We start from the raw sequence: 23297 nt of genomic DNA, 5'->3' as shown, positions 1-23297 counted from the left end.
CTTTCGAAGGGTGTTGCCGGTGATCAGCATCCGCACGTCCCGCACCCGCATCATCAGCCTCGCCGCCGCCGGCCTGCTGCTCGCCGGCGTGGTCGCCGCGCCGCCGAGCAGCGCCCAGGAGATCCCCCGCGCCCAGGCCGCGCCGGCCACCGTGGACAGCGCCGTCCCCGGTGTCGACGAGATCTCCAGCAGCCCCAACCTGCGGCAGGTGGCCAACCTGCCGAAGCAGGCGCCGTTCGACACCACCGCCGCCCTCGGCACCGACATCGCCTTCCAGGGGCGGTACGCGTTCGTCGGCAACTACGACGGGTTCGTCATCTACGACATCCTCCGGCCGAGCCGCCCGACAATCGTGTCGCAGGTGCTCTGCCCGGGCTCGCAGAACGACATCTCGGTCCACGGCGACCTGCTCTTCCTGTCCACCGACTCCTCGCGCAGCGACGACTCCTGCGCCAGCACCAGCCAGCCGGCGTCGGTGAAGGAGTCCTGGGAGGGCATCAAGATCTTCGACATCCGCGACAAGCGCAACCCGCGCTACATCAAGTCGGTCGAGACGGCGTGCGGCTCGCACACCCACACGCTCGTGCCCGGCAAGGACAAGCGCAACGTCTACCTGTACGTCTCGTCGTACAGCCCGCGCGCCGACTTCCCGGACTGCCAGCCGCCGCACGACTCCATCTCCATCGTCAAGGTGCCGGTGAAGAACCCCACCACCGCCTCCGTGGTGGCCACGCCGAACCTGTTCCCGGACGGCGGCTACCCGGGCATCCCCGGTCAGTCGTCGGCCACCACCGGCTGCCACGACATCACCGCGTACCCGGCGAAGGACCTGGCCGCCGGCGCGTGCATGGGTGACGGCATCCTGCTGGACATCAAGGACCGTGAGGCGCCCCGGGTGATCGAGCGGGTGACCGACGCCGAGAACTTCGCGTTCTGGCACTCGGCCACGTTCAACAACTCCGGCACCAAGGTCGTCTTCACCGACGAGCTGGGCGGCGGCGGCGCGGCCACCTGCAACGAGGTGGTCGGCCCGAACCGTGGCGCGGACGCCATCTACGACATCACCGGCCGCGGCAACGCCCGCAAGCTGGAATTCCGCAGCTACTACAAGATCCCGCGCGTCAACGCCGACACCGAGAACTGCGTGGCCCACAACGGCTCGCTGATCCCGGTGCCCGGCCGCGACATCATGGTGCAGGCGTGGTACCAGGGCGGCATCTCGGTGTGGGACTTCACCAACTCCCGCAAGCCGACCGAGATCGCCTACTGGGAGCGCGGTCCGCTGGACGCCACGCAGCTGCGTACCGGCGGGTCCTGGTCGGCGTACTGGTACAACGGCCACATCTACTCGAGCGACATCCAGAAGGGACTGGACGTGCTGGAGCTGCGTGACCCGCGTACCTGGCTGGCGCAGTTCCTGCTGGTTCCCGAGCTGAACGTGCAGACCCAGGCGGGCTACCTGAGCTGGTGACCCGCTGACCCGTCCCGGGCCCGGCGCTCCCCTCGCGGGGGCCGCCGGGCCCGGTGCGTTGTCAGCGCCGACGACCTCGGCCGGAGCGGTCCACCCGGCCCGGATCAGCTCATCGGCAGGCGGTAGTCACGGGTGCCGCCACCGGCCGTGACCACCCGCACCTCGCCGCTGCGCAGCCCGTACGTGACCGACCAGCGGGTGTGCGACTGGCGTACCGCGTTCAGCAGCCGCAGCGCCCCGGCCGTGTCGACCACCCCACCGGCACGGTCCAGTTCCTTCGCCAGCACCCCGTACCTGCGGTCCTGGCGCAGTTCCCGGTCCGGCACACCGACGGCCGGCACGTTCGTCAGCGCCTGCCACGGGCCGCTGCGCCGGTCCACAGTCATCTTCCCGTCGACGAACTCCACCACCGCCGACGTGCCGGTGGCGTCGGCCAGCAGGTAGTGCAGCGGCGGCCCGCCGTCGAAGTCCAGGTTGTAGCGCTTGAACACGGCGACCGCCTCGTCCACGGTCGCGGCCGAGTCGAGCACCAGGCGCAGGATGCGCACCGAGCCCACCTTCGGCAGTCCGGGCACCGGCTCGGCGCGCGCCCCGTCGTCGGCGGCCAGCCCGACCGCGAGACCCCGCTCGTTCATGCCGTCGAACGGCAGCAGCGGCGCGTCCAGCAGCCGCCGGTCCCCCGTCGGGTCGGCGGCCACGCCCAGGTAGGAGATGTCGACCAGCGAGATCGAGGCGTACCCGTCCGGCGGGTCGGTGCGCAGCACCAGCGCGGGGTTCGGCTCCCAGTCGAAGTTGCGGGCGAACACCGGCTGGTCCCGGTCGCCGAGCGCGGCGAACAACGAGCAGCCGAACGGGCTCGGCGGCGTCGACCCGGCCAGCCCGGCGGTCGGGTCGTAGTCGCCGTCGTACGTCATCTCGTACATCGGCAGGTCGTCGATCTTGCGGAGGCTGGCCAGCGTCCGTTCGACCTGGCCCGGGTCCTGCCGCGAGGCGGTGGGCGAGCCGGCCGCGGCCGGCGGGTCGGACCGGCGGCTCTCCCCGCAGGCCGTGCCGAGCAGGAGCAACGCGAGCCCGCCGGCGATGAGGGTCCTCCGCATGACAGCGACGCTAGAAGAGGCGTCCGCCGATGTCCATCCGGGACCCGGTCAACTCCGCGCGACGGCGAACATCCAGCAGCCGTACACGACGTTGCGGCTGTGCAGCAGGTCCACCGCCGGGTCGGCGAACAGCTCCGCGACCACCGCCTCCGGGTCGCCGCCGTCGTGTCGCCGTCCGCCCACGATGCGGCCCCGGCTGTCGTACGCGCGTAGCACCTGCTCCCGTCCGCGCCACTGGACCGGGTACGCCGTCACGTCGTGCGGGCCGGCGCATTCGGCGGCGTGCGCGAACACCGGTCCCACCTCGCGGTACGGGCTCGGCGGCAGCGGCGGGGCGTACCCGAACAGCAGCAGCGTTTCGTCCGGCCGGGCGTCGCGCAGGCAGCAGCGCAGCGGCTCGCCGCCGGTGGCGCGCCGGTGCTCGGGCGGCTGCCCGGTGGCGTCGCGGCCGGTGCGGCGCAGCTCGGCGAGCGTCCCCGCGGGCAGCGGGCGGATCCGGAACGCGGTACGGGTGGTCGTCACGGTCCCAGCCTGGCGCGGCCCGGACCGCGGCGCTGGCGGTGATCGGACCTGGCATTCCGGGTGCCGCGAGATTGCGCGCCGAGCGGGCACCCGCCGGCCGCGTCCCGCGCCGACAATGGCCGGATGGACGTTGACGACTACCGGACCCACTCCCCGTACAGCGATCCCCGCCACCACGCGGCGCTGCTCGACGCCGTGCCGGCTGACCTGCCCACCGTCGCGGCGACCGCCCGCAACGTGATCATCCACTACCGGGCCGGCGGGGTGGAGCTGCCGGACGTCCGCCGGGCCGAGGTGAATCTGCGCTGGCTGGACCGCATCCTCGACGCCGACCAGTCGCGGTTCCCGCTGCCGCTGGCCGCCGAGCGCCCGGCCGCCGAGCGGGTCGCCGGGTGCTGCCGGGACCACACGCTGCTCACCGTCGCGGCGCTGCGCCAGCACGGCGTCCCGGCCCGCAGCCGGGTCGGGTTCGCGAGCTACTTCGTGCCCGGCTGGCACCACGACCACGTGCTCGCCGAGTGGTGGGACGGCGAGCGCTGGGTCTGGTCCGACCCCGAGCTGGACCCGGCCGGCGACCGGCCGTTCGACGGCTACGACATCGACCCGGAGGCCGGGCACTTCGAGTCGGCGGCCCGGGTGTGGCTGGCGTACCGGGCGGGCCGGCTCGACCCGGACACCTACGGCGTGGACCCGTCGCTGCCGATCCGGGGCGACTGGTTCATCCACGACTACGTGCTGCTGGAGCTGGCCCACCGGCACAAGGACGAGGTGCTGCTCTGGGACGGGTTCGGGGCGATGACCGAGGACCTGACCGGCGCCGACCTCACGCTCGTCGACGAGGTCGCCGCACTGCTGGTGGCCGCCGACCGCGGCGACGCCGCCGCCGGGCGGGAGCTGGCCCGGCGGTACGCCTCGGACGCCCGGCTGCGTCCGGGCCCGACAGTGCACTGCATGGACCCGGTCTCCGGCGTGGCCGCCGACGTGGACCTGCGACGCTGACCGGGCTCACCCGGGCAGGGGCGCCTCGTCGCCTCGGGTGCGGCGCGGGTTGACCAGCCGCCGGACCATCGGCGCGGCGTTCCACCGGGCCGCGCCGACCAGGTCCCGGGCGTGTTCCAGCACGGTGTAGTCGGGCCGGGCCATGCCCTCGGCGATGGCCCGGTCGAGGTCGTTGCCGCAGCGGGTGAGCACGCTGTCGAAGTCCCGGCGGACCGGTTCCAGCAGGTCGTAGCCGAAGGAGCGGTGCAGCCGGGCGAACAGCGGCTTGTAGAGGCGCGCCCGCTCGTGCAGGCCCGACGAGTACGACATCGGGTTCTTCGGCCGCTGCCGGACGTAGCCGGGCAGCAGGTCGGCGAAGGCCTGCCGGACGATCCACTTCTCCTGCCCGTCGCGCAGCTTGAGGTCCAGCGGCAGCCGCATGGCCAGCTCGACGACGCTGAGGTCGAGGAACGGCACCCGGGCCTCCACCCCGTGCGCCATGCTGGCCCGGTCCACCCGTTGCAGCTCGGTCCGGCACAGGTTGCGGATCTTGTGCAGGAACAGCCGGCGGGACCGCTCCGGCCCGACCTGGTGGTACATCGGATAGCCGCCGAACAGCTCGTCGGAGCCGTCGCCGGTGAGCACCACCCGTACGCCCAGCTCGCGCAACCGCCGGAAGATCGGCACCGAGACGACAGCGTTGATGATGTCGCCGTACTCGGTCAGCTCGGAGACCCGGATCGCCTCACGCACGTCGGCCAGCCGGATGTCGCGGGGGCGCAGCTCGATCACCTCGTGCGGCACGCCGAGGTCGGCGGCGAGCCGCCGGGCGTACGCGACGTCCGGGCTCTCCGGCACGCCGATGGTGACCGCCACGCAGTCCGGGTGCAGTTCGCGGGCGTGCAGCAGCGCCAGCGAGCTGTCCAGGCCGCCGGAGAGCACCACGCCGACGGTGAGGTCGGTGTCCAGCCGGGCCCGCATCGCGTCGGTGAGCGCGACGCGGACCAGCAGGGCCGCCTCGTCCGGGTCGTCGATCACCGGCAGGCCGTCGCCGAGGGTGAGCAGGTCGACGTGCGGGCGCGGCCGGACCGGTTCGCCGGGCTCGACCCAGCCGTGGTGCCCGGGCGCCACCTCGCCGATCGGCGCGCCGTGCCCGACGAGCGCCTTGACCTCGGAGGCGAGGTGCAGGCAGCCGGGCAGGCGGGACCAGTACAGCGGCTTGACCCCGAGCGGGTCCCGGGCCAGGTACGCCCGCCCGCTGTCCCGCTCGACGATCACGAACGCGTACTCCCCGCGCAGCCGGCGCACGGCGTTCTCGCCCCACTGGCGGAACGCGGTCAGCACGACCTCGGTGTCGCCGGTGGTGCGGAACTCGTGCCCGAGCCGGGTCAGCTCGGCGCGCAGCTCGTGGTGGTTGAAGATCTCGCCGTTGTAGCAGAGCAGGTGCCGCTCGTCCGGCGACATCCACGGCTGGACGGACCGTTCCCGGTCCACGATCTTCAGGCGCCGTACGCCGGCGAGCAGGCCGTTCTCCTGGCGGGTCTCGGTGACCTCACCGCGCGACGCGAGCGCGGTGAGCATCCGGCGGAACGTGGCCGGGTCGGCCTCGGGGCCGATGCTCAGCGCGATGCCGCACACCGGGTCACACCCCCATCTCGGCCTCGTACGCCCGCCGGTAGCGGCGGCGGGCGTCCGGGGCGAGACACACGTGCCAGGCCTGTCCCTCGTCGACCACGTTCACCTCGCCGGCGTCCTGGCGGGCCAGGAGCAACCCGGCGAGGGCCGAACGGGCGCCGAAGCGCTCGTACCATTCCAGCTCGACATCGGCGGCCCAGCCGAGGCAGTGCCCGCTGGGCACCATCGCGGCGTACCCCAGGCGGCGCAGCCGGTACTGGTGCTCGGCGCTGCGGGCCAGGCTGGTCACCCAGAGCGGCGGCGTGCCGTCCGGCGCGACGGCCGCGAACTCCCGGGCCAGGTCGTTGAGGAACGCGATCATCTCGCGGCGGGCCCGGCGGAACAGCAGACCGGCGGTACGCGGGGTAGCGGCCGGAAGCAACCGGCGGCGCGCCGCGCGCAGGCCCCGGCCCACGACCGTGGCGGGCTGCTCCTGATAGCGGAACTCGATCAGCCCGCGCCGGCGCAGCCACTCCAGGTCGACGAGTTCGGCGCTGGTGCGGACCTGGTCGTCGGTGAGGAACGTCGGGGCGTCCCGCCACCAGAGCACGTCGACGCGGGAGAGCAGGTAGATCCGCACCAGCGCGGTGAGGTCCTGCGCCGAGCTGCGCGCGTTTGGCTGGTAGCGGGCCATCTCCAGCAGCAGCGTCTCCCGGGCCCCGATCAGCCCCTGGGGCGTGGCGTCGAGGACGGCGGCGATGGCGGGTTCGCGCAGCCGCTGGTCGAGCAGCACCTGGCGGGCGGTGGCCGACGGCGCGTCGGCGAGCGCGCCCACCTCGACCAGGAGGTCCGCCACCGCCGCCCGGTACGCGGACAGGTCCGGGACGGCGTCGCCGCGCCGGCCGGCTGCGGGCACCCGGCGGGCGGGAGCGGTGGGTGCGGCGGCGGGACCGGGCTGGCGACCGGGGCTGCGGCTGGGCACTCGCATGGTCTCCGTCCCCTCTCGGTCGGGACACGGCGTGATTGGGCCTGCGCACACCGTAAAGACCGGAGAAGGCGCGATTCCTCCCATCTCCCCCGAAGTGCCCGATCAGGTGGCGGACGGCGACACCAGGGCCTGCACCTCCTCGTATCCGGGCGGCGCCGGCAGGCCCGCGTCGCGCCCGGCGCCGATCGCGTCGGTCAGGTGCAGCGCGGCACCGAGCGCGGCCCGGAACAGCAGCGATCCGGTGCTGACCCGGGCCACGCCGAGCCGCCCGAGGGCTGCGAGGTCCGGGCCGCCCGGCCGGTACAGCACGTTCAGCGGCAACCCCACCTCGGCGGCGAGCAGGCCGACCAGGTCGTCCGGCGCGCCCGGCACGAACAGGCAGTCGGCACCGGCGGCCCGGAACGCCGCCGCCCGCCGCCGTGCCTCGTCCAGCGGCGCCGGCACGCCCAGCCACCAGGCGTCGGTGCGGGCGTTGACGACCATCCGCGGCACCGCCGCGCGGACCGCAGCGATCACGGAGGCGACGTGGTCCGCCGGGGCCAGTCGCCCGTCCGGGCGCCCGTCCTCCAGGTTCACGCCGACCACCCCGAGCGCGGCCAGCTCGCCCACGAACCCGGCGACCTCCGCCGGGTCGTCGTGGAAGCCGTCCTCGACGTCCACCGTGAGCAGCGTCGGCAGGTCCCGCAGCCGGTACGCCAGCTCCAGCGTCTCGGCGCGGGTCGCCCTGACGGCGTCCGGTCGGCCGGCGGCCGCCGCCACGCCCAGGCTGGTGGTGCCGATCGCCTGATGCCCCCTGGCGGCGAGCGCCGCGGCGGAGGCGTGGTCCCAGGCGTTCGGCAGGAGCAGCGGTTCGCCGGGCCGGTGCAGGTCACGGAATGCGCGGTACCGGTCGGTCATCGGAGGATCACCTCGAGTGGGGTCGGCGGGACGTCAGGGGTAGGGCCGGCGGGACGGCAGCGGCGGCGCAGCACGCCGACCACGCCGGCGGCCAGGGCGAGCGCGTGCCGCTGCCCGGGGCAGCCGCGGGGTCCGGCGCCGAACGTCAGCGCGGCGTTCGCCCGGCCGGCGCGGAAACGGTCCGGCTCCGGAAAGACCGCCGGGTCGCGGTTGGCGGCGTCGAACCGCAGCAGCAGCCGCTCCCCCACGCGCACCGGCTGGCCGCCCCAGGGTCAGCGGGTCGGCGGCGACCCGGCGGGTGACCCGTACCGGCGGGTCGAGGCGCAGCACCTCGGCGAGCAGCGCGTCGGTCTCGAGCCCGTCCGGCGCGTCGAGCCCGTGCCGGACGGCGGCCACGATCAGCCCGGCGGTGGCGTCGGCGGCCTGCACCAGCAGCCCGAGCCGGTTCGCTGTCACCTCGGCCGGAGCGGGCGGCGACATGGCCAGCAGCGCCGCCACCGCCCGGTCCGCCCGCCGCACCGCCGCCGGGCCGGCGCCCGGGTGGTAGGCGGCGGCCACCGCCGTCACCTCCGCTACGGCCGCCGCCGGGTCGGCCAGCCCGAGCCGCTCCGCCAGCACCACAAGGGGTACGCGCCGAGCCAGGTCACCGGTCACGTCCACCCGGTCGCCGCCGTTGTCCGCGCTCGCGGCGCGGTCGAGGATCCGCCCGGTCAGCCGTTCCGCGATCACGCGCAGTTCCCGTGGGTCGAGCGTGTCGAGCGCCGCCACCCCGACGGCTCGCCGCGCGGCATGCCGGTCCGGCGGGCTGAACCGGCTCACCGAGGCGCGCAGCCATGCCAGGCCACCCTCCGGCGCCTCCTCGGCGGGCGGAACCACGCAGCGGGGATCGGTCAGGACGGAGACGACGTCCGCGTACCGGGTGACCACCCAGCCGCCGTCGTCCGAGGTCGGCGGCCCGCAGGGCGGCGTGCCCGGAGCAGCCGTGATCGTCGGTGAATCCATCACCCGACCGTAGGGCGCCGACAGTTCGGCCCGGACCGAACGATCCGGCCGGGCACACCCGGCGGTCAGTCGCGGGCGGGACCGGTGCCGCGGGGCACGGGCGGGTCAGGCGCGCGCCGGGCCGGTGTCGCGGGTGGCGGGCGCGGCCAGCAGCACCGGGTCGAGCCCGAGCGCCTCGGCCAGCGCGTCCCGCCCCGCCGGGGTGACCCGTACCGCCCGGCCGTTGCCGCGCGCGGTCCAGCCGAGGTCGAGGAAGCGCCCGCATAGCGCCGCCCCGACCGCGCCGGCCAGGTGCGGGCGCCGTTCGGTCCAGTCCAGGCAGTCGCGGACGAGCGGCCGCCGGGTGCCGCGCAGTGGTTCGACGGGTACGCCGAGACGGTCCAGCCAGCTCATGCCGGCCTCGGTCAGCGCGAGGCCGCCGGTGCGGTCGAGCACGCCACGGTCGAGCAGGGCGTCGTGCAGCAGCACGCCGAGCCGCCCGGCCAGGTGGTCGTAGCAGGTGCGCGCGTACGCCAGGGCGGCACCGGCCGACGCGGCGCGCAACGTGCGGGGCGGGGCCGCCGGTGCGGGCGCCCGCGCGGCCAGGTCCTCGACGAGCTGGGCGACGCCCGGGTCGGCGAGGCGGACGTACCGGTGGCGGCCCTGCCGCTCCTCGACCACCAGACCGCCCGCCACCAGCCGGGTGAGGTGGCCGCTCGCGGTGGACGCGGCCACCCCGGCGGCGCGGGCCAGCTCCCCGGCGGTCCAGGCGCGGCCGTCGAGCAGGGCCAGACAGAAGCCGGCCCGGGTGGGGTCGGCGAGCAGCGCGGCGAACCCGGCGAGTCCGCGTCCGTCGGCACCGGTGGTCATCGGCCCATGCTGACACGGGCACGGTTCGGGCCGCGCCGAACGGTCCGGGGGTTGGGGTCAGATCGCGGTTCCGGGTGGGGACTTCAGGAGGGATGCCGCTTCGGCCGGGTAGCCGCCACGACCCGACCGCAGGGCGATGGCCGCCAGACGAATCAGGTCGATGTTGACGCCGGCAGCACCACTCGGGTCATGCACCTGCAGGCGCACCTCCACACTCACCGCCGTCTCGGCCCAGCCCTGCGCTTCGATGTTGAGGTGGGCGATCTTGTGGGATCGCAGGTGCGGCATGTACGCGAGGGGCGCCATCTGGACCTTGCCGGACGACCCCAGGGCGTTCAGCTTGGACTGCTTCTTGGTGTTCGGGTTCTCGACCAGGTTGCGGAAGTCTTCGGTCCCGCCCAGATTGACCTGGTAGGAGCTGCCCAGGGTGAGGCCGCGCTCCTCGATCAGCCGCAGTAGTGCGTGGTGCAGCACGGAGGTGCCGAACTGGCTGGCCAGGTCGTCGCCGAGCAACGGCACACGGGCTTCCTCGAAACGTGCCAGTAGTGACTCGTGCCTGGCCACCGGATCCGACGTGGTGTTCACGAACGCGACTCCCGCTGTCAGAGCCGCCTCGGCGTAAGCCCGAGCCGTGTCCGGCCGGCCGCTCGGAGCGGAGTAGAGCAGCACCTCCGCCCCTTCCAGCGCGTGCGCCACCCGTTCGACTTCCGTCGAGTCCACCAGGCCACGCCGCACCGTCACGCCGGCGGGCGGAAGTTCGGTGTCGAGGCGCGGGAAGTTGTTGGGCGGCATGAATATCGCCTCGTGGAGATCCTTGCCCACCTTTCGGTCGGACATGGCGAAAGCGGCGACGACGTCGATGTCGCTGACGCCCAGTCCCGCGATCTCTGGCCGGTGGAGCCCTACCAGGCTGCCGGTGTTGCGGTAGAAGGCGATGCCCTGCACCAACGCCGACGTGTTGTTGCCCACACCGACGACCGCCAATCGAACACTGTCGATCATGGGGCGAAGAGTACCCGGATCTGCCCACGCCGGGGGTCCCGGTCAGCGGAACCGACGCCCACCAGCGCCGGGTATGACCTCTCGGTCAGCCGCCGGAACGCGGGCAGGCGGCGGTCAGCTCGCTGACCGTACGGGTGTCGGCGTCGTAGCTGCGCGCCGCCACGAACGCCCCGGCCGGGCGGCCCGCTCCGGCGACCGCCCGGGCCCGGCGCCGGTCCGCCGCGCCGAACCGCAGCGCCAGGCTCAGGTGCGGCACCCACCGGCCGGGCTGGTGCCACGAGTGCCCGCCGGACGCCTCGGCTAGCACGTCCCAGACCGCGCCGTGCAGCGCGACGAGCTGCGGTGTCGGGCGGACCAGCCACACCAGCGGCGCGGTGCCGTCGAGCACCGCCACCCGGTCCAGCCGCACCGGCAGCGGCAGCGCCGCGTCGCAGAGGTCGGCCAGTCGCTGCTCGGCGCCGGGCGGGAACTCCTCGACGGAGGCGAGCGTCAGGTGCGGCCGGTTCGTCGGGTGCGTGTTGCGGGCCAGGCTGGGCAGCCCGGCAGCGGCGAGCCGGTCCCAGGCAGCGCGAACCGCCGCTTCCAGTTCGGGTGAGCAGAGCAGTTCGACCGTCCGCACGTGATCAGGCTAGTCGCCGGCGCCGCGCCACGACGTCCCGTACCTCAGAGCCAGCCGGCCTCGCGGGCGAGCCGTACCGCTTCGGCCCGGTTCGCGGCGCCGAGCTTCTGCACGCAGGCGCTCAGATGGTTGCGGACCGTCCCGGCGGCCAGGTGGGTACGCCGGGCGATCACCGCGACCGGGGTGCCCAGCTCAGCCAGGCGCAGCGTCTCCAGCTCGCGCGGTGTCAACGGGCACTCGGGCAGGGTGAGCGCGTCGGCCGCGAGCGCCGGATCGACGTACCGGGCGCCGGAGTGCACCCGGCGGATCACGTCGGCCAGCGCGCCGCCGGGAGCGCCCTTGGCGAGGAAGCCGCGCACTCCGGCGGCCAGCGCCGGCCGGAGCTGGGCGGGGCGGCCGTGTCCGGTGAGGATCACCGGGGCGCAGCCGGGCAGCGCCCGGGTCAGCTCGGCGGCGACCTCGACCCCGCCGGGCGCCGGCATCTCCAGGTCGAGCACCGCGACGTCCGGCCGGTGGGCAAGCGCCGCGTCCAGGGCCGCGCGCCCGTCGCCCGCGTGCGCCACCACCTCGATGTCCGGCTCCAGGTCGAGCAGCGCGGCGAGGGCGAGCCGGATCAGCTCCTCGTCGTCGGCCAGCAGCACCCGGATCATCGCGCCACCGGCACGGTCGCGACCAGGCTGAACACGCCGTCGGCGGCGTCCGCCCGGACCCGGCCGCCGACCGGGGCGAGCCGGTCGGACAGGCCGCGCAGGCCGCCGCTGAGCCGGTCCGGGCCGTCGCCGTCACGCACGCCGTCGTTGCGTACGGTCAGGGTCACCGCCGTGTCCTCCCGGGTGATCTCGATCCGGCACCAGCCGGCCCGGCTGTGCCGCAGCACGTTCGTCCCGGCTTCACGCAGCACCGCGGCCAGGTCGGCGGCGACCGGACCGGGCACCTCGCCGGACGGCGGGACCACAGTCGTGCGTACGCCGCTGGAGCGCAGCACCTCCCCCACCGCGGCGGCCTGCTCGGCCAGGTCGACGGCGCGGTAGCCGTGCACCGCCGCGCGTACCCGAGTCAGCGCCGTTGCGGCGAGCCGCCGCGCCTGCGCCGCCTCCCGGGCGGCCCGGTCCGGGTCGGTCGGCGCCAGCCGCTCGGCCAGCTCGGCCTTCAGCGCGATCACCGTCAGGTCGTGGCCGAGCAGGTCGTGCACGTCCCGGGCGAAGCGCAGCCGTTCCTCGGCGGCGGCCAGCCGGGCCTGGGCGGCCTGCCCCTGCCGGGCCTCGACCAGCAGGTCCCAGAACCAGACCTGGACCCAGGTGAGCGCGGCTATCCCGGCCCCCACCAGGCCGGTGACCAGCAGCGCCGTGGTCAGCGGGCCATCGGTCCACCAGGTGACGGCCGCGGACGCCGCGAGGACGCCGGCCGCCGCCACCGCCGCCACGACGGGCCGGAACAGCAGCGGCGTCATGCCGACCAGTGACGCGCCGAGCCACGCCCAGGTGGGCCAGGAGCCGGCCGCGACCGGGCCGAGCAGCGGCAGGCTGAGCAGCGCCGCCACGGTCAGCGCGGCGTGCCGGCGGCGGCGCGCGGGCACGGGCAGCCACGGCGTGACGGCGGCGTGCAGCACCGCGACCTGGGCGGCGGTGAACACGAGCAGCCCGGCGGCGCCGAGCGCGACGCGTACCGGGTCGGGTTCGCGGGCCAGTCCGACCGCTGGCAGCAGCACCGTCGTCCACACGTTCGTGGCCAGCGACAGCAGCGTGACCCGCCGGGCCCGGCGCAGCCGGTGGTCCGCCGGATCGACGCTCATGCCCGCTGATCCTAGGGCGTGCACCGGTCCGCCCACTCCTGAGAAACGTCACGGCCGGGCCGTGCGATCCGCACGGTTTCCCGATGACTGACGCGCCTTCTCCGGTGCGCCCGGCGGCGGCAGGGTCGGGGCATGACGGAGATGACTGTGGTCGTACCCCGGCGGTGGGCCGGGTGGGCGCGGACGCGGCACCTGGCCGCGATGGTGGTGGCGATGCTGGCCGGGATGGTGCTGCTCGGGCCGCTGTGGCGGGTGGGCGCGGACGTGCTGGGCGGCGCGGCGGTGCTGGCGCGGCCGGACGTGGGCGCGCTGGTGATGGCGACGAACATGGCGGCGGGCATGGCCGCGTGGATGTGGCACCGGGGGTACGGGCGGGCCGCCACCGCGGAGATGTCGGCGGCCATGTACGTGCCGTTCCTGCTGCTGCTCCCGCCCTGGTGGGCGGGGTGGGCCGGGGACGACGCGCTGCTGCTCGGCGGCCACCTGCTGATGGTGCCGGCGATGCTGCTGGTGGCGCTGCGGCACCGGCACACGTCCGCGGCGCCGCCCCGCCGACACCCGGTCGCGGCAGCCGTGGCGCGCGGGTGGCCGGCCGGGCTGGCGCTGCTCATGACCGTGGACATGTGGTTCGCGCCGACCGTCTTCGCGCCGTGGACGCTGCTGGTCCTGCCGGCCGGCTACCTGCTGATCGGCACCTGGCGGCGGCAGTGGGGCGACCGGCGCGCGCTGGCCGCGCAGCTCGCCGGGGCGGCCGGGTGGGGCGGCCTGGCGGTCGTGGCGACGGTCGCCTCCGCCGACGTCGCCGGGGTGCTCGTCGGGGTGGGCTGGCTCGTCCACGCCGCCTGGGACGCCTGGTACCACCGCACCGGAACGGTGGTGCCGCGCGGGTACGCGCTGTGGTGCGCGGTGTTCGACGTCGCGGTCGGTTTCACCACGTTGCTGGCCGTCCTGTCCCGGTGATCCGGCGAGGGCACGGGGCCACGCCGGATCACCCGGAGGGGACGGCACGCAGGTGGCGCGGCGAACGTTTGGCCCGGTCGCCGCGACCGCCGCGCGGCGGTGATGAAAAACTTGTCGCATGACCGCCGCACCGACCCCGACCGACCCCGCCATTCCCGCCGACGCCGAGGACGCCACCGCCTTCGCGGATCTCGGGCTGCGCACCGAGTTGCTGGGCGCGCTGGCCGCGCTCGGCTACGAGGAACCCACCCCGATCCAGCGGGAGGCGATCCCCCCGCTGCTGGCCGGGCAGGATCTGCTGGGACAGGCGGCGACCGGTACGGGCAAGACCGCCGCGTTCGCGCTGCCGCTGCTGCAGCGGATGCCGGTGGGACGGCCGGACGGCGACCCGGTGTCGCTGGTGCTGGTGCCCACCCGTGAGCTGGCCGTGCAGGTCTCCGAGGCGTTCCACCGCTACGGCAAGGACCTGGGCGCCCGGGTGCTGCCGATCTACGGCGGGCAGCCGATCGGCCGCCAGCTGCGCGCGCTCGACCACGGGGTGGACGTGGTGGTCGCGACGCCGGGCCGGGCCCTGGACCACATCGCCCGGGGCACGCTGCGGCTGGGCGCGCTGGCCACGGTGGTGCTGGACGAGGCGGACGAGATGCTCGACATGGGCTTCGCCGAGGACATCGAGGCGATCCTGGAGCACGCGCCGGCCGGCCGGCAGACGGTGCTGTTCTCGGCCACCATGCCAGCCCGCATCGACGGGCTGGCCCGGCAGCACCTGACCGATCCGGTCCGGATCCAGATCGAGCGGGAGCGGCCGGTCGCCGGGGAGGCGCCCCGGGTGCGGCAGAGCGCGTACATCGTGGCCCGGGGGCACAAGCCGGCCGCGCTGGGCCGGGTGCTGGACGTGGAGTCGCCCACCGCGGCGATCGTGTTCTGCCGCAGCCGCGAGGAGGTCGACCGGCTCACCGAGACGATGAACGGCCGGGGCTACCGGGCCGAGGCGCTGCACGGCGGGATGAGCCAGGAGCAGCGGGACCGGGTGATGGGCCGGCTGCGCGCCGGTACGGCGGACCTGCTGGTCGCCACCGACGTGGCCGCCCGGGGGCTGGACGTCGAGCAGCTCACCCACGTGGTCAACTACGACGTCCCGTCGGCGCCGGAGTCGTACGTGCACCGGATCGGGCGGGTCGGCCGGGCCGGGCGGGAGGGCGTGGCGATCACGCTCGCCGAGCCGCGCGAGCACCGGATGCTCAAGACCATCGAGCGGGTCACCGGCCAGCGGATCACCATCGACAAGATCCCCACGGTGGCGGACATGCGCACCCGGCGGCTGGAGCTGACCCAGGGCGCGCTGCGGGAGAGCCTGCTGGAGGACGACCTCGACCCGTACCGGGTGATCGTCGAGTCGCTGACCGACGAGTTCGACCTGGTCGAGGTGGCGCTGGCGGCGGTGAAGCTGGCGCACGAGGCGACGTCGCCCGGCTCGGACGACGAGGAGGAGATCCCGCAGGTTCCGGTCCGGGGCCCGCGCGAGGGCCGCCCGGAGACCGGTGGGCGGGGCGAGCGCCGGGGGCCGGGCCGTCCGCGTACCGGGGGGACCACCCAGGTCTTCATCGGGCTGGGCCGGCGTGCCGGGGTACGGCCGCAGGACCTGGTCGGCGCGATCACCGGGGAGACCCGGATCAGTGGCCGGGACATCGGCTCGATCGAGATCGCCGACCGGTTCTCGCTGGTCGAGGTGCCGCAGGCGGTGGCCGACGAGATCATCTCAGGGTTGCGGGGCACCACGATCAAGGGCCGTAAGGCGACCGTACGCCGGGACCGGGACGGCGACGGTTCCGGTGAGCGCCGCGACCGGGGTTACGAGCGGCGCGACCGGCGCTGAGCGCGGACGGACACGGCGTCGCCCCGGCCACCGTGCGTACGGTGGCCGGGGCGACGGCCGTCAGGCCGCGGCGAGCGCCGGGCCGTCCAGCGCCTGCGTGTCGAGTTCGGCTGGGCGCAGCGCCAGCGCGAGCACGTCCGCCACGTCGGACAGGGTGTGCACGGTCAGCGCCTCCCGCACCTGCGCCGGCAGGTCGTCCAGGTCCGGCTCGTTGCGCTTCGGGATGATCACCTCGGTGAGACCGGCCCGGTGCGCGGCGAGCAGCTTCTGCTTCACCCCGCCGATCGGCAGCACCCGGCCGGAGAGCGTCACCTCGCCGGTCATCCCGAACTCGGGCCGCACCGGACGCCCGGTCACCAGTGAGGCCAGCGCGGTCACCATGGTGATGCCGGCGCTCGGGCCGTCCTTCGGTACCGCGCCCGCCGGGACGTGCAGGTGGATCCGCCGCCCGGCCAGCGCGTTCGGGTCCAGCCCGTAGCGCCGCCCGTTCGACCGCAGGTACGACCACGCGATGTGCGCGGACTCCTTCATCACGTCGCCGAGCTGCCCGGTGAGCGTCAGCCCGGGCTCGCCCTCCATGGTGGTGGCCTCGATGAACAGCACGTCGCCACCGGCGCCGGTGACGGCCAGGCCGGTCGCCACGCCGGGCACGGCGGTCCGCTCGGCCGACTCCGGGGTGAACTTCGGCCGGCCCAGGTAGCGGGCCAGGTTCCCGGCGTCCACGTGTACCGGCGCGGCGTCCGTGGCGAGCGCGACGGCCACCTTGCGCAGGATCTTCGCCAGGGCCCGTTCGAGCTGCCGGACACCGGCCTCCCGGGTGTACTCGCCCGCGATCAGCGCCAGCGCGTCGTCGGCGACGCTCACCTCCTCGCCGGTCAGCCCGGCCCTTTCCCGCTGCCGGGGCAGCAGGTGGTCGCGGGCGATGGCCACCTTCTCGTCCTCGGTGTAGCCGTCCAGCGCGACCAGCTCCATCCGGTCCAGCAGCGGGCCGGGGATCGCCTCCACCACGTTGGCGGTGGCGAGGAACAGCACGTCGGACAGGTCGAGGTCGACCTCCAGGTAGTGGTCGCGGAACGTGTGGTTCTGCGCCGGGTCGAGCACCTCCAGCAGAGCCGCCGCCGGGTCGCCGGAGTAGCCGGCGGCCAGCTTGTCGACCTCGTCGAGCAGCACGACCGGGTTCATCGAGCCGGCCTCGCGCAGCGCCCGCACGATCCGGCCGGGCAGCGCGCCGACGTAGGTGCGCCGGTGGCCGCGGATCTCCGCCTCGTCCCGGACGCCGCCGAGGGAGACGCGGACGAAGTTGCGGCCCAGCGCCCGGGCGACCGACTCGCCGAGGCTGGTCTTGCCGACACCGGGCGGGCCGGCCAGGGCGAGCACCGCGCCGGAGCCGCGTCCGCCGACCACGCCGAGGTTGCGCTCCGCGCGCCGGTTGCGCACCGCGAGGTACTCCAGGATGCGGTCCTTCACGTCGGCCAGGCCGGCGTGGTCGGCGTCGAGCACGGCCCGCGCCGCGGCCAGGTCCGTGTTGTCAGCGGTACGCGTGCTCCACGGCATCTCCAGCACGGTGTCCAGCCAGGTACGGATCCAGCCCGCCTCGGGTGAGGCGTCACTGGCCCGTTCCAGCTTGCCGACCTCGCGCAGCGCCGCCTCGCGTACCTTCTCCGGCAGGTCGGCGGACTCCACCCGGGAGCGGTAGTCGGCGGAGCCGTCCGGCTCGTCCTCGCCGAGTTCCTTGCGGATCGCGGCGAGCTGCTGGCGGAGCAGGAACTCGCGCTGGGACTTCTCCAGCCCTTCGCGCACGTCGCTGTTGATCTGCTCGGTGACCTCCTGCTCGGCCAGGTGCTCCTTCACCCAGCCGACCAGCAGCTCCAGCCGGGCGGTGACGTCCGGCGCGGCGAGCAGCTCGGTCTTCTGCGCCAGGCTGAGCCAGGGCGCGTAGCCGGCCGAGTCGGCCAGCTCGGACAGGTCCGTCATCCGCTCCATCGCGTCGATCACCTGCCAGGCGCCGCGCTGCTGGAGCACCGAGGTCATGAGCGCGCGGTACTCGCGGGCGAGTTCCCGGGCGCGGCCCGCCGGGGCGGGCTCGTCGAGGGTCGCGGCCTCGACCCAGAGCGCGGCGCCGGGACCGGGCACGCCGGAGCCGATACGGGCCCGGACGAGACCGCGGATCACGGCGGCCGGCTCGCCGCTGGGCAGCCGGCCCACCTTCTCGATCGTGCCGACCACGCCGACGGAGCCGTACTCGCCGTCGAGGCGGGGCACGGCCAGGAGTTCCTTGTCGCCGGTGGCGCGGGCCGCGTCGACGGCGGCCTGGGTGGTCGGGTCGAGGGTGACCGGGATGACCATCCCGGGCAGCAGGACGGTGTCGGTCAGGGGAAGTACCGGAAGAGTTGCCATCGGACACCTGCCATCACGTTGGTTGAGCGTGTCTGGCTCAAGTAACAAAAGGTGTCCCTTGTTCCGGGTTGTGACCCACGCCACTTCCGGCCTTCCCGACGCCTGTTCGCGCACCGGTCCTCTATTGGCCGCGACGCTTACCTGGCACGACCCGCCGAATGCAAAGAGGCGGGTATTGTTGCGAAATTACCGTGAGGTAAGTCAGACTCTTAGCACACCCCGCCCGACACAGGGAGTAATGGCGATGGCAAGGAAAGTAATCACCGTTCTGACCGACGACCTCGACGGCGGAAAGGCCGATCGGACCGTCGAGTTCAGCCTGGACGGCGTGGCGTACACGATCGACGTGTCCGACGAGAACGCGGGCGTTCTGCGCAAGGCGCTGGACCCGTACATCAGCGCTGGCAGGCGGATCGGCCGCGGCGCCACCGAGGTCGCCCGCGCCACCCGGCGCGCGGGCCGGCCGAGCACCTCGGGAATGGACCGCGAGCAGAACCGCGCCATCCGCGAATGGGCAGCCAAGAACGGGTACGAGATTTCCGAGCGCGGGCGCATCCCGGTGTCGGTCGTCGAGGCGTACAAGAACCGCTGAGCGCTAAACACTCACCGTCGGGTATCCCAGGGTCACGCTGAGAAATCGCAGCGCCCGGCCGGCCTTTTGTGTTGTCGGTGACTTTCATCGGGCTGGAGTCCGACGGCACGAAACTTCTTCCCGGAACGATTCCCACGCTCCCCTGCCGGACCCGCCTCGCGTACCCACCACGCGGACACGACACGGCCGCGGCCACCCGGACGGTTCCCGGGCGGCCGCGGCCGTCGCGTGTCCTCAGTTGACCCGGATGCGCACCACGTCGATGGCGGGAGTCTGGTTCGCCCGCTCCATCATCGGGATGCGGTGCGAGCCGTCACCGGCCCAGACCGCGCACTGCGCCACGCCCGACTGCGCCAGGCCCGGGATCTGGATCAGCACGTCGTCCGGCTGGTTGCCGCCGCGGCCGTCCTCGGTGGCGACGAAGAACGCCGGCACGTCCTGCGGGTTCGGGGGCTGCCGGGTGCTGCCGAGCATCCGGCAGGCGGTGTGGAAGTGGCCGCGCACCAGGCCCTGACCGTTGAGCAGCGAGCTCTCCAGGTAGTAGCCGCCCTGCCCGGCCGCGAGGAAGCGGTCCCGCACCAGGTTCTTGGTGGTCACCCGGAGCGTGAACGGCTGGTTGCGCCGCACCTGGTTCGGGAACTGCGTGATCAGCAGCGACGGGTTGTTCGCCGCGGCGCCCACCTCACCGAACGCGGTGCTGACGCACCGGTTGCCGTTCTGGAAGCCGTCGTGCCCCTGCAGCTGGCTGCCGGAGCAGTCCTTGGCGAGCACGTTCAGCCCGTTGCCGCCACCGTTGTTCTGGCCGCCGCCGTTGTTGTTCCCGCCGCCGTTGTTCCCGCCGTTCTGGCCCCCGTTCTGACCGCCGTTGTTGTTGCCGCCGTTCTGACCCCCGCCGTTCTGACCCCCACCGTTGCCGGGGACGTCGGTCAACGCGCACCGGGCGAACTGGTCCAGCCCCTGCGGGCGCTGGCCGAACCGGCCGATGGCGGTGGCGATCCGGTTCAGCGCCGCGGTCCGCTTGTCCGCGAGCGGACCCAGGATCGCGTTGTTGATGAACTCGCCGCCGTTGCGGCCCTCCGCCGCGAGCCGCCGGTTCGCGTCAGCGATCTGGGACGTCAGCGCCGCCAGCTCGCGATCCACCTCGGCACGGGCCCGGCCGGGCACCTGCGGCAGCCGGCCCCGGACGTCCGGGCAGGTCACGGTCGGAGTGCCGGCGCCGGCGCCACCCGCGGTCGTCTGCTGGCACTCGGCCGGCGACATCTGGCCGTCGCCCCAGTGGTTACGGACCCAGCGGCCGTTCTGCCAGGTACGGGTGCTGCTGCCCTGGCCGTCCGGGGCGGTCGCCCCCGGGCTGGCGGGCACACAGGACGCCGAGGCGGCGCGCGTGGTCGTCCGCCGGTCCTGGGCGGACGAGATCTGGGTGACGGCCACGATGCCGCCGAAGACCGCGAGCGTGCCGACCACTGCCAGCACCCGCTTGCTCCGCGCGTTACCGGATGACCGGCGCGCCCGTGTGGACCTGCGCATCGAATTGCTCTCCTTCTCGATCCGGTAGTTGACTGGTGATCCCGGCGGACCGATGAATTCGGGGTGTGAGATCACTGCGACGCTCGGGTCGCGCGTCGATGGCCGACGATGCCCTTTCCGCATCGTCTCCGCGCCGTCCGGGCGCGGCGGGGAAGTCTGCGTCCATTCCCGATGAGGTACGGAGCGCCGTCGGCGAAGGTTCAACCGGAGATCGAAAAAAATCGGGACGTGCCGGGCCGGGGTCGGCTCGGTGCCGCGGCCAGGAAGGATTCAGTCCGCGCAGAGGTGGTCGAAGGCGAAGCCGCCGTCGAAGGAGTCCCGCCGGGCCGCGAGCGCGCGCACCCGACCGCGAAGCTCCTCCCGGTCCACCAGGGACGCCCCGGCGGCGTCGAGATCGCGCAGTCGCTCCCCCAGCGCCATCGCGGCCAGGTCCTCGGCGAGCCGGCCCGGGTCCACGCCGCAGGAGAATCCCCGCGACGTCAGCCGTACCCGCTCCAGCAGGCAGCCGCCGGGCCGCACCTCGACCCAGCACCAGCCCTCCGCCGGGCCGCCGGTCCAGCGAACGTGCAGCCCGCGCACGATCGGGTCGGCGAGCCGGCCGGCCACGTACGCCTCGACCGCCTCGACCCGCGCGAGCGCCCCGAGGTCGTTCACCGGTCCACGCCGGCCGTCCGGGAGCCGGCCGATGATGTCCCGGAAGCCGACCGCGTCCCCGGCGTCCGGGTCGGTGCCCTCGGCGTAGGCCCGCGCGTCCAGGACGTACTCGACGAAGCGGCGGACGTGATCGGCGCCGCGCAGCGTCGGTGACTCGACCCGCAGCAGCGGCAGGCCGACGGCGGCGGACACCGCGTCGGTCAGCCGTTCCTCCCGGCGGGCGGGCGACCCGTCGGACGCGGGCGCGGTGAACCGCACCGCGAAGCGCGGCAGGCCGGTGTCGGCGGCGCCGACCACCAGGTCCAGCGGCGCCCGTCCGGCCGTGCTCCACTGGTTGCCGGTGACCCCCGGCGGACGGCCCTGCACCAGCTCGCCGAGCCGCCGACCGGCGTACCCGACGTGCCCGTGGCGGGTCAGGCACGGCGTCGCGCCGGACGGGACCGGCCGCAGCCAGGAGGCGGTCACGCTGCCGGTGTTCGTCATCTCGCCCCGCCCCCCGTCGTCCGGTCGACGCCCGAGTGTAGGGCGTCGGGCGTCCGCCCCGGCGGTGCGGTGGAGCACGCCGGGGCCCGCCGACCGGTGCGCAGCCGCGTCCGTGCCTCTAGGCTCTGCCCGTGCACAGCGGACGGACCCCGGAGCAGTTCACCAAACGCAGTCTCGTCGCCCTCTCCCACGCCATCGAGCGGGCCGCGCTCGCCGAGGCCGAGGACGGCCCGCTGATCGTGTTCGCCCTGTTCCAGCGGCTGCCGTACTTCGACCGGGAGCGCGAGGTCTACCGGCGCATCGCCGGCCGCGCCGCGGCGACGGTGGTGGCGATGGTCGGCGGCCCGCCGCCCGACCTGCCCGAGCGCACGTACGGCGTGACGCTCGACGAGGCGGAGGAGCTGGCCCGCGAGTGGAGCGTGGTGGTGCTGAGCCCCCGGTTCGGCGCCACCCTCGTGGCCCACGACCGCGCCGAGGCGACGCCCGCGCCGACGCTGGAAGCCGGCCGGCTCTTCGACGGCCGCTGGGGATTCCGCCGGGACGAGGCGCTGCACGAGGCCATCCGGCTGCGCGAACAACTCGCCGAGCGGCTGCCCGCCGAGGCGCGCACGGCGCTGGACGAGGCGATCGCCCGGGTGCGCGACATCCCGGCCGGACCGGGCGAGCCGCGCGCCGAGGCGGCGCTGCGGCTGCTGGCCCGCCGCGCCGACCGGGTCACGCCGCCGGTCCAGCCGGCCGAGGCGTTCCTCGACGAGCCGGGCCTGCGCCGGTGGGCCGGCATGGACGGGGTGACCGCCTCGGGCACGCTGCCGGTGGCGCTGGTCGGCCTGCGGGTGGACGAGCCGCCCGGCTCGCCGGAACGGTTCGGCCGGCGCAACGGCGCCCGGGAGGGCCATGCCGTGCTCGCCGCCGTCACCGGCGCGCTGCGCCCGGTCGACCGCGCGCTGCGGGTCGCCGAGAACGAGTACCAGCTCCTGCTGCCCGGGCTGGACGAGCCGGCCGCGCTCGAGGTGGTGCGCCGCCTGCACGACGCGATCGCCGCGCTCGCCAAGTCGTACCCGTTCCTGGTTTACACGATGCACGCGGCGGTCGGGGTGAGCACCCGGCGGCCGCTGCCCACCGCGGACCTGCGCGCCGCCGTCGACTGGGCGGCCCGCAAGGGCCTGCCGGTGGCGGGCCTGCCGCCGGAGACGGCCGACGCCGCGACCGCGCCGGCCCGCTGATCCGCGGTACGAGGGGAGAACACGCCGTGCGGGTGGTGTCGCTGGTGCCGTCGCTGACCGAGGCGGTGGCGGCCACCCGCCCGGAGGTGCTGGTCGGGGCGACCGACTGGTGCACCCATCCGGCCGGGCTGGACGTCGCCCGGGTCGGCGGGACGAAGTATCCGGACCTGGACCGGGTGCTCGCCCTCAAACCGGATCTGGTGCTGCTCAACGAGGAGGAGAACCGGCTGGCCGACGCCGAGGCGTTGCGCGCGGCCGGGGCGCCGGTGCGGGTCACGTTCCCGCGTACCGTGCCGGAGGCGCTCGACCAGCTCGGCGAGCTGGTGGTCGCGCTCGGCGCGCCGGCCGAGCCGCCGTGGCTGACGGCAGCCCGTCGCGCCTGGGCGGCCCTGGGCACGCCGGCGCGCGTCCGCACCGCTGTGGTGCCGGTGTGGCGGCGCCCGTGGGTGGTGCTCGGCCGGGACACGTTCGCCGGGGACGTGCTGGCCCGGCTCGGCGTGCTCAACGGCTGGGCCGGGGACGCGGAACGCTATCCCCGGCCCACTCTCGACGAGCTGCGCGCCCGGTCACCGGAGCTGGTGGTGCTGCCCGACGAGCCGTACCGGTTCACCGCCGACGACGGGCCGGAGGCGTTCCCGGGGGTGCCGGCGGCGCTGTTGTCCGGCCGGCACCTCACCTGGTACGGCCCGTCGCTGGCCGAGGCGCCGGCGCTGCTCGCCGCCCAGCTCGCGAGCGCCACCGCCTGACCGCGCCG

General features: G+C 74.7%; 22 protein-coding genes. 8 read left to right on the top strand and 14 right to left on the bottom strand.

The features are described 5' to 3' along the window. The first annotated feature begins 28 nt into the window (after positions 1–28). Positions 29–1471, top strand: a complete 1443-nt coding sequence (locus A4R25_RS05265) for an LVIVD repeat-containing protein (RefSeq protein WP_369799352.1) — start codon at positions 29–31, stop codon at positions 1469–1471. Positions 1472–1575: 104 nt separating this feature from the next. Here A4R25_RS05265 and A4R25_RS05260 read toward each other — a convergent pair whose 3' ends face one another. Both A4R25_RS05260 and A4R25_RS05255 read right to left on the bottom strand, forming a co-directional pair. Next, positions 1576–2568 carry a carcinine hydrolase/isopenicillin-N N-acyltransferase family protein gene (locus A4R25_RS05260; protein ID WP_064445804.1) on the bottom strand — a complete coding sequence of 331 codons (993 nt, stop codon included), beginning with the start codon at positions 2566–2568 and terminating at the stop codon, positions 1576–1578. Positions 2569–2616: 48 nt separating this feature from the next. Beyond that, complete coding sequence (locus tag A4R25_RS05255) at positions 2617–3090, bottom strand: DUF1203 domain-containing protein (protein WP_064445803.1); 474 nt, start codon at positions 3088–3090, stop codon at positions 2617–2619. 123 nt (positions 3091–3213) lie between these two features. Here A4R25_RS05255 and A4R25_RS05250 point away from each other — a divergent pair, with 123 nt between their 5' ends. Then, positions 3214–4089 carry a transglutaminase domain-containing protein gene (locus A4R25_RS05250; protein WP_064445802.1) on the top strand — a complete coding sequence of 292 codons (876 nt, stop codon included), beginning with the start codon at positions 3214–3216 and terminating at the stop codon, positions 4087–4089. Between the two features lie 6 nt (positions 4090–4095). Here the strand turns inward: A4R25_RS05250 and A4R25_RS05245 are convergent, their stop codons facing one another. The 4 genes from A4R25_RS05245 to A4R25_RS31710 all read right to left on the bottom strand — a co-directional run bounded on the left by A4R25_RS05245 (position 4096) and on the right by A4R25_RS31710 (position 7815). Further along, positions 4096–5706: an asparagine synthetase B gene (locus A4R25_RS05245; protein ID WP_064445801.1), complete on the bottom strand. Its 1611-nt coding sequence runs from the start codon at positions 5704–5706 to the stop codon at positions 4096–4098. 4 nt (positions 5707–5710) lie between these two features. Then, a complete protein-coding gene (locus A4R25_RS05240) occupies positions 5711–6670 on the bottom strand; it encodes a hypothetical protein (RefSeq protein ID WP_064445800.1) in 960 nt (319 codons plus the stop codon). Positions 6671–6772: 102 nt separating this feature from the next. Then, positions 6773–7567: an isocitrate lyase/phosphoenolpyruvate mutase family protein gene (locus tag A4R25_RS05235; RefSeq protein WP_064445799.1), complete on the bottom strand. Its 795-nt coding sequence runs from the start codon at positions 7565–7567 to the stop codon at positions 6773–6775. Continuing rightward, positions 7564–7815, bottom strand: coding sequence for a cytochrome P450 (locus tag A4R25_RS31710; RefSeq protein ID WP_231915430.1), 252 nt, complete (start codon positions 7813–7815; stop codon positions 7564–7566). Before A4R25_RS31710 ends, A4R25_RS05235 begins: the two co-directional genes overlap by 4 nt. Positions 7816–7865: 50 nt before the next feature. Here A4R25_RS31710 and A4R25_RS31705 point away from each other — a divergent pair, with 50 nt between their 5' ends. After that, positions 7866–8114, top strand: a complete 249-nt coding sequence (locus tag A4R25_RS31705; protein WP_231915429.1) for a hypothetical protein — start codon at positions 7866–7868, stop codon at positions 8112–8114. 560 nt (positions 8115–8674) lie between these two features. Here A4R25_RS31705 and A4R25_RS05225 read toward each other — a convergent pair. From A4R25_RS05225 to A4R25_RS05205, 5 genes are all read right to left on the bottom strand, one after another. Next, a complete protein-coding gene (locus A4R25_RS05225; RefSeq protein ID WP_064445798.1) occupies positions 8675–9418 on the bottom strand; it encodes a helix-turn-helix transcriptional regulator in 744 nt (247 codons plus the stop codon). Between the two features lie 57 nt (positions 9419–9475). Continuing rightward, the gene (locus tag A4R25_RS05220; protein WP_043323695.1) at positions 9476–10420 is read right to left on the bottom strand and encodes an inositol-3-phosphate synthase; all 945 of its coding nucleotides are present in this window, start codon (positions 10418–10420) and stop codon (positions 9476–9478) included. An 85-nt stretch (positions 10421–10505) separates the two neighbouring features. Continuing rightward, positions 10506–11039, bottom strand: coding sequence for a 2'-5' RNA ligase family protein (locus tag A4R25_RS05215; RefSeq protein ID WP_064445797.1), 534 nt, complete (start codon positions 11037–11039; stop codon positions 10506–10508). Between the two features lie 44 nt (positions 11040–11083). Continuing rightward, the gene (locus A4R25_RS05210; RefSeq protein WP_064445796.1) at positions 11084–11689 is read right to left on the bottom strand and encodes a response regulator transcription factor; all 606 of its coding nucleotides are present in this window, start codon (positions 11687–11689) and stop codon (positions 11084–11086) included. Continuing rightward, positions 11686–12831: a sensor histidine kinase gene (locus A4R25_RS05205; RefSeq protein WP_064445795.1), complete on the bottom strand. Its 1146-nt coding sequence runs from the start codon at positions 12829–12831 to the stop codon at positions 11686–11688. The genes A4R25_RS05210 and A4R25_RS05205 overlap by 4 nt, the downstream gene beginning before the upstream one ends. Before the next feature lie 132 nt (positions 12832–12963). Between A4R25_RS05205 and A4R25_RS05200 the strand changes: the two genes are divergently transcribed. Together A4R25_RS05200 and A4R25_RS05195 are read left to right on the top strand one after the other, a co-directional pair. Next, positions 12964–13791, top strand: a complete 828-nt coding sequence (locus A4R25_RS05200; protein WP_064445794.1) for a hypothetical protein — start codon at positions 12964–12966, stop codon at positions 13789–13791. Positions 13792–13909: 118 nt separating this feature from the next. Then, a complete protein-coding gene (locus tag A4R25_RS05195; protein WP_043323686.1) occupies positions 13910–15667 on the top strand; it encodes a DEAD/DEAH box helicase in 1758 nt (585 codons plus the stop codon). Positions 15668–15727: 60 nt separating this feature from the next. Here A4R25_RS05195 and lon read toward each other — a convergent pair whose 3' ends face one another. After that, the gene (gene lon / locus A4R25_RS05190; RefSeq protein WP_064445793.1) at positions 15728–18064 is read right to left on the bottom strand and encodes an endopeptidase La; all 2337 of its coding nucleotides are present in this window, start codon (positions 18062–18064) and stop codon (positions 15728–15730) included. Between the two features lie 244 nt (positions 18065–18308). On the opposite strand from lon, the gene A4R25_RS05185 reads away from it, so the two are divergent. After that, positions 18309–18656, top strand: a complete 348-nt coding sequence (locus A4R25_RS05185) for an Lsr2 family protein (protein ID WP_043330078.1) — start codon at positions 18309–18311, stop codon at positions 18654–18656. A 234-nt stretch (positions 18657–18890) separates the two neighbouring features. On the opposite strand, the gene A4R25_RS05180 is transcribed toward A4R25_RS05185, so the two are convergent. Both A4R25_RS05180 and A4R25_RS05175 read right to left on the bottom strand, forming a co-directional pair. Further along, the gene (locus A4R25_RS05180; RefSeq protein ID WP_064446476.1) at positions 18891–20183 is read right to left on the bottom strand and encodes a hypothetical protein; all 1293 of its coding nucleotides are present in this window, start codon (positions 20181–20183) and stop codon (positions 18891–18893) included. A 270-nt stretch (positions 20184–20453) separates the two neighbouring features. Further along, positions 20454–21320, bottom strand: coding sequence for a hypothetical protein (locus A4R25_RS05175; protein WP_064445792.1), 867 nt, complete (start codon positions 21318–21320; stop codon positions 20454–20456). A gap of 131 nt (positions 21321–21451) precedes the next feature. On the opposite strand from A4R25_RS05175, the gene A4R25_RS05170 reads away from it, so the two are divergent. Then, positions 21452–22543, top strand: coding sequence for a DICT sensory domain-containing protein (locus A4R25_RS05170; RefSeq protein WP_043323680.1), 1092 nt, complete (start codon positions 21452–21454; stop codon positions 22541–22543). Positions 22544–22569: 26 nt separating this feature from the next. Beyond that, on the top strand, positions 22570–23289 hold the full coding sequence (locus A4R25_RS05165) for a helical backbone metal receptor (protein ID WP_064445791.1): 720 nt from the start codon (positions 22570–22572) through the stop codon (positions 23287–23289). Positions 23290–23297: the final 8 nt, after the last annotated feature.

The organism is Micromonospora sp. NBRC 110037 (assembly GCF_001652995.1).
In the GTDB taxonomy this organism is placed as follows: domain Bacteria; phylum Actinomycetota; class Actinomycetes; order Mycobacteriales; family Micromonosporaceae; genus Micromonospora; species Micromonospora chalcea.
Note: the sequence above shows the minus strand (reverse complement) of the source record. Positions and strands in the feature narration are given on the sequence as shown.

What these genes read in the sequence shown, in the direction of transcription:
- A4R25_RS05260 (WP_064445804.1), bottom strand. Translation starts at nt 2,568, where the DNA reads ATGCGGAGGACCCTCATCGCCGGCGGGCTCGCGTTGCTCCTGCTCGGC.
- A4R25_RS05250 (WP_064445802.1), top strand. Translation starts at nt 3,214, where the DNA reads ATGGACGTTGACGACTACCGGACCCACTCCCCGTACAGCGATCCCCGC.
- A4R25_RS05240 (WP_064445800.1), bottom strand. Translation starts at nt 6,670, where the DNA reads ATGCGAGTGCCCAGCCGCAGCCCCGGTCGCCAGCCCGGTCCCGCCGCC.
- A4R25_RS05235 (WP_064445799.1), bottom strand. Translation starts at nt 7,567, where the DNA reads ATGACCGACCGGTACCGCGCATTCCGTGACCTGCACCGGCCCGGCGAA.
- A4R25_RS05225 (WP_064445798.1), bottom strand. Translation starts at nt 9,418, where the DNA reads ATGACCACCGGTGCCGACGGACGCGGACTCGCCGGGTTCGCCGCGCTG.
- A4R25_RS05220 (WP_043323695.1), bottom strand. Translation starts at nt 10,420, where the DNA reads ATGATCGACAGTGTTCGATTGGCGGTCGTCGGTGTGGGCAACAACACG.
- A4R25_RS05210 (WP_064445796.1), bottom strand. Translation starts at nt 11,689, where the DNA reads ATGATCCGGGTGCTGCTGGCCGACGACGAGGAGCTGATCCGGCTCGCC.
- A4R25_RS05205 (WP_064445795.1), bottom strand. Translation starts at nt 12,831, where the DNA reads ATGAGCGTCGATCCGGCGGACCACCGGCTGCGCCGGGCCCGGCGGGTC.
- A4R25_RS05200 (WP_064445794.1), top strand. Translation starts at nt 12,964, where the DNA reads ATGACGGAGATGACTGTGGTCGTACCCCGGCGGTGGGCCGGGTGGGCG.
- A4R25_RS05195 (WP_043323686.1), top strand. Translation starts at nt 13,910, where the DNA reads ATGACCGCCGCACCGACCCCGACCGACCCCGCCATTCCCGCCGACGCC.
- lon (WP_064445793.1), bottom strand. Translation starts at nt 18,064, where the DNA reads ATGGCAACTCTTCCGGTACTTCCCCTGACCGACACCGTCCTGCTGCCC.
- A4R25_RS05185 (WP_043330078.1), top strand. Translation starts at nt 18,309, where the DNA reads ATGGCAAGGAAAGTAATCACCGTTCTGACCGACGACCTCGACGGCGGA.
- A4R25_RS05180 (WP_064446476.1), bottom strand. Translation starts at nt 20,183, where the DNA reads ATGCGCAGGTCCACACGGGCGCGCCGGTCATCCGGTAACGCGCGGAGC.
- A4R25_RS05175 (WP_064445792.1), bottom strand. Translation starts at nt 21,320, where the DNA reads ATGACGAACACCGGCAGCGTGACCGCCTCCTGGCTGCGGCCGGTCCCG.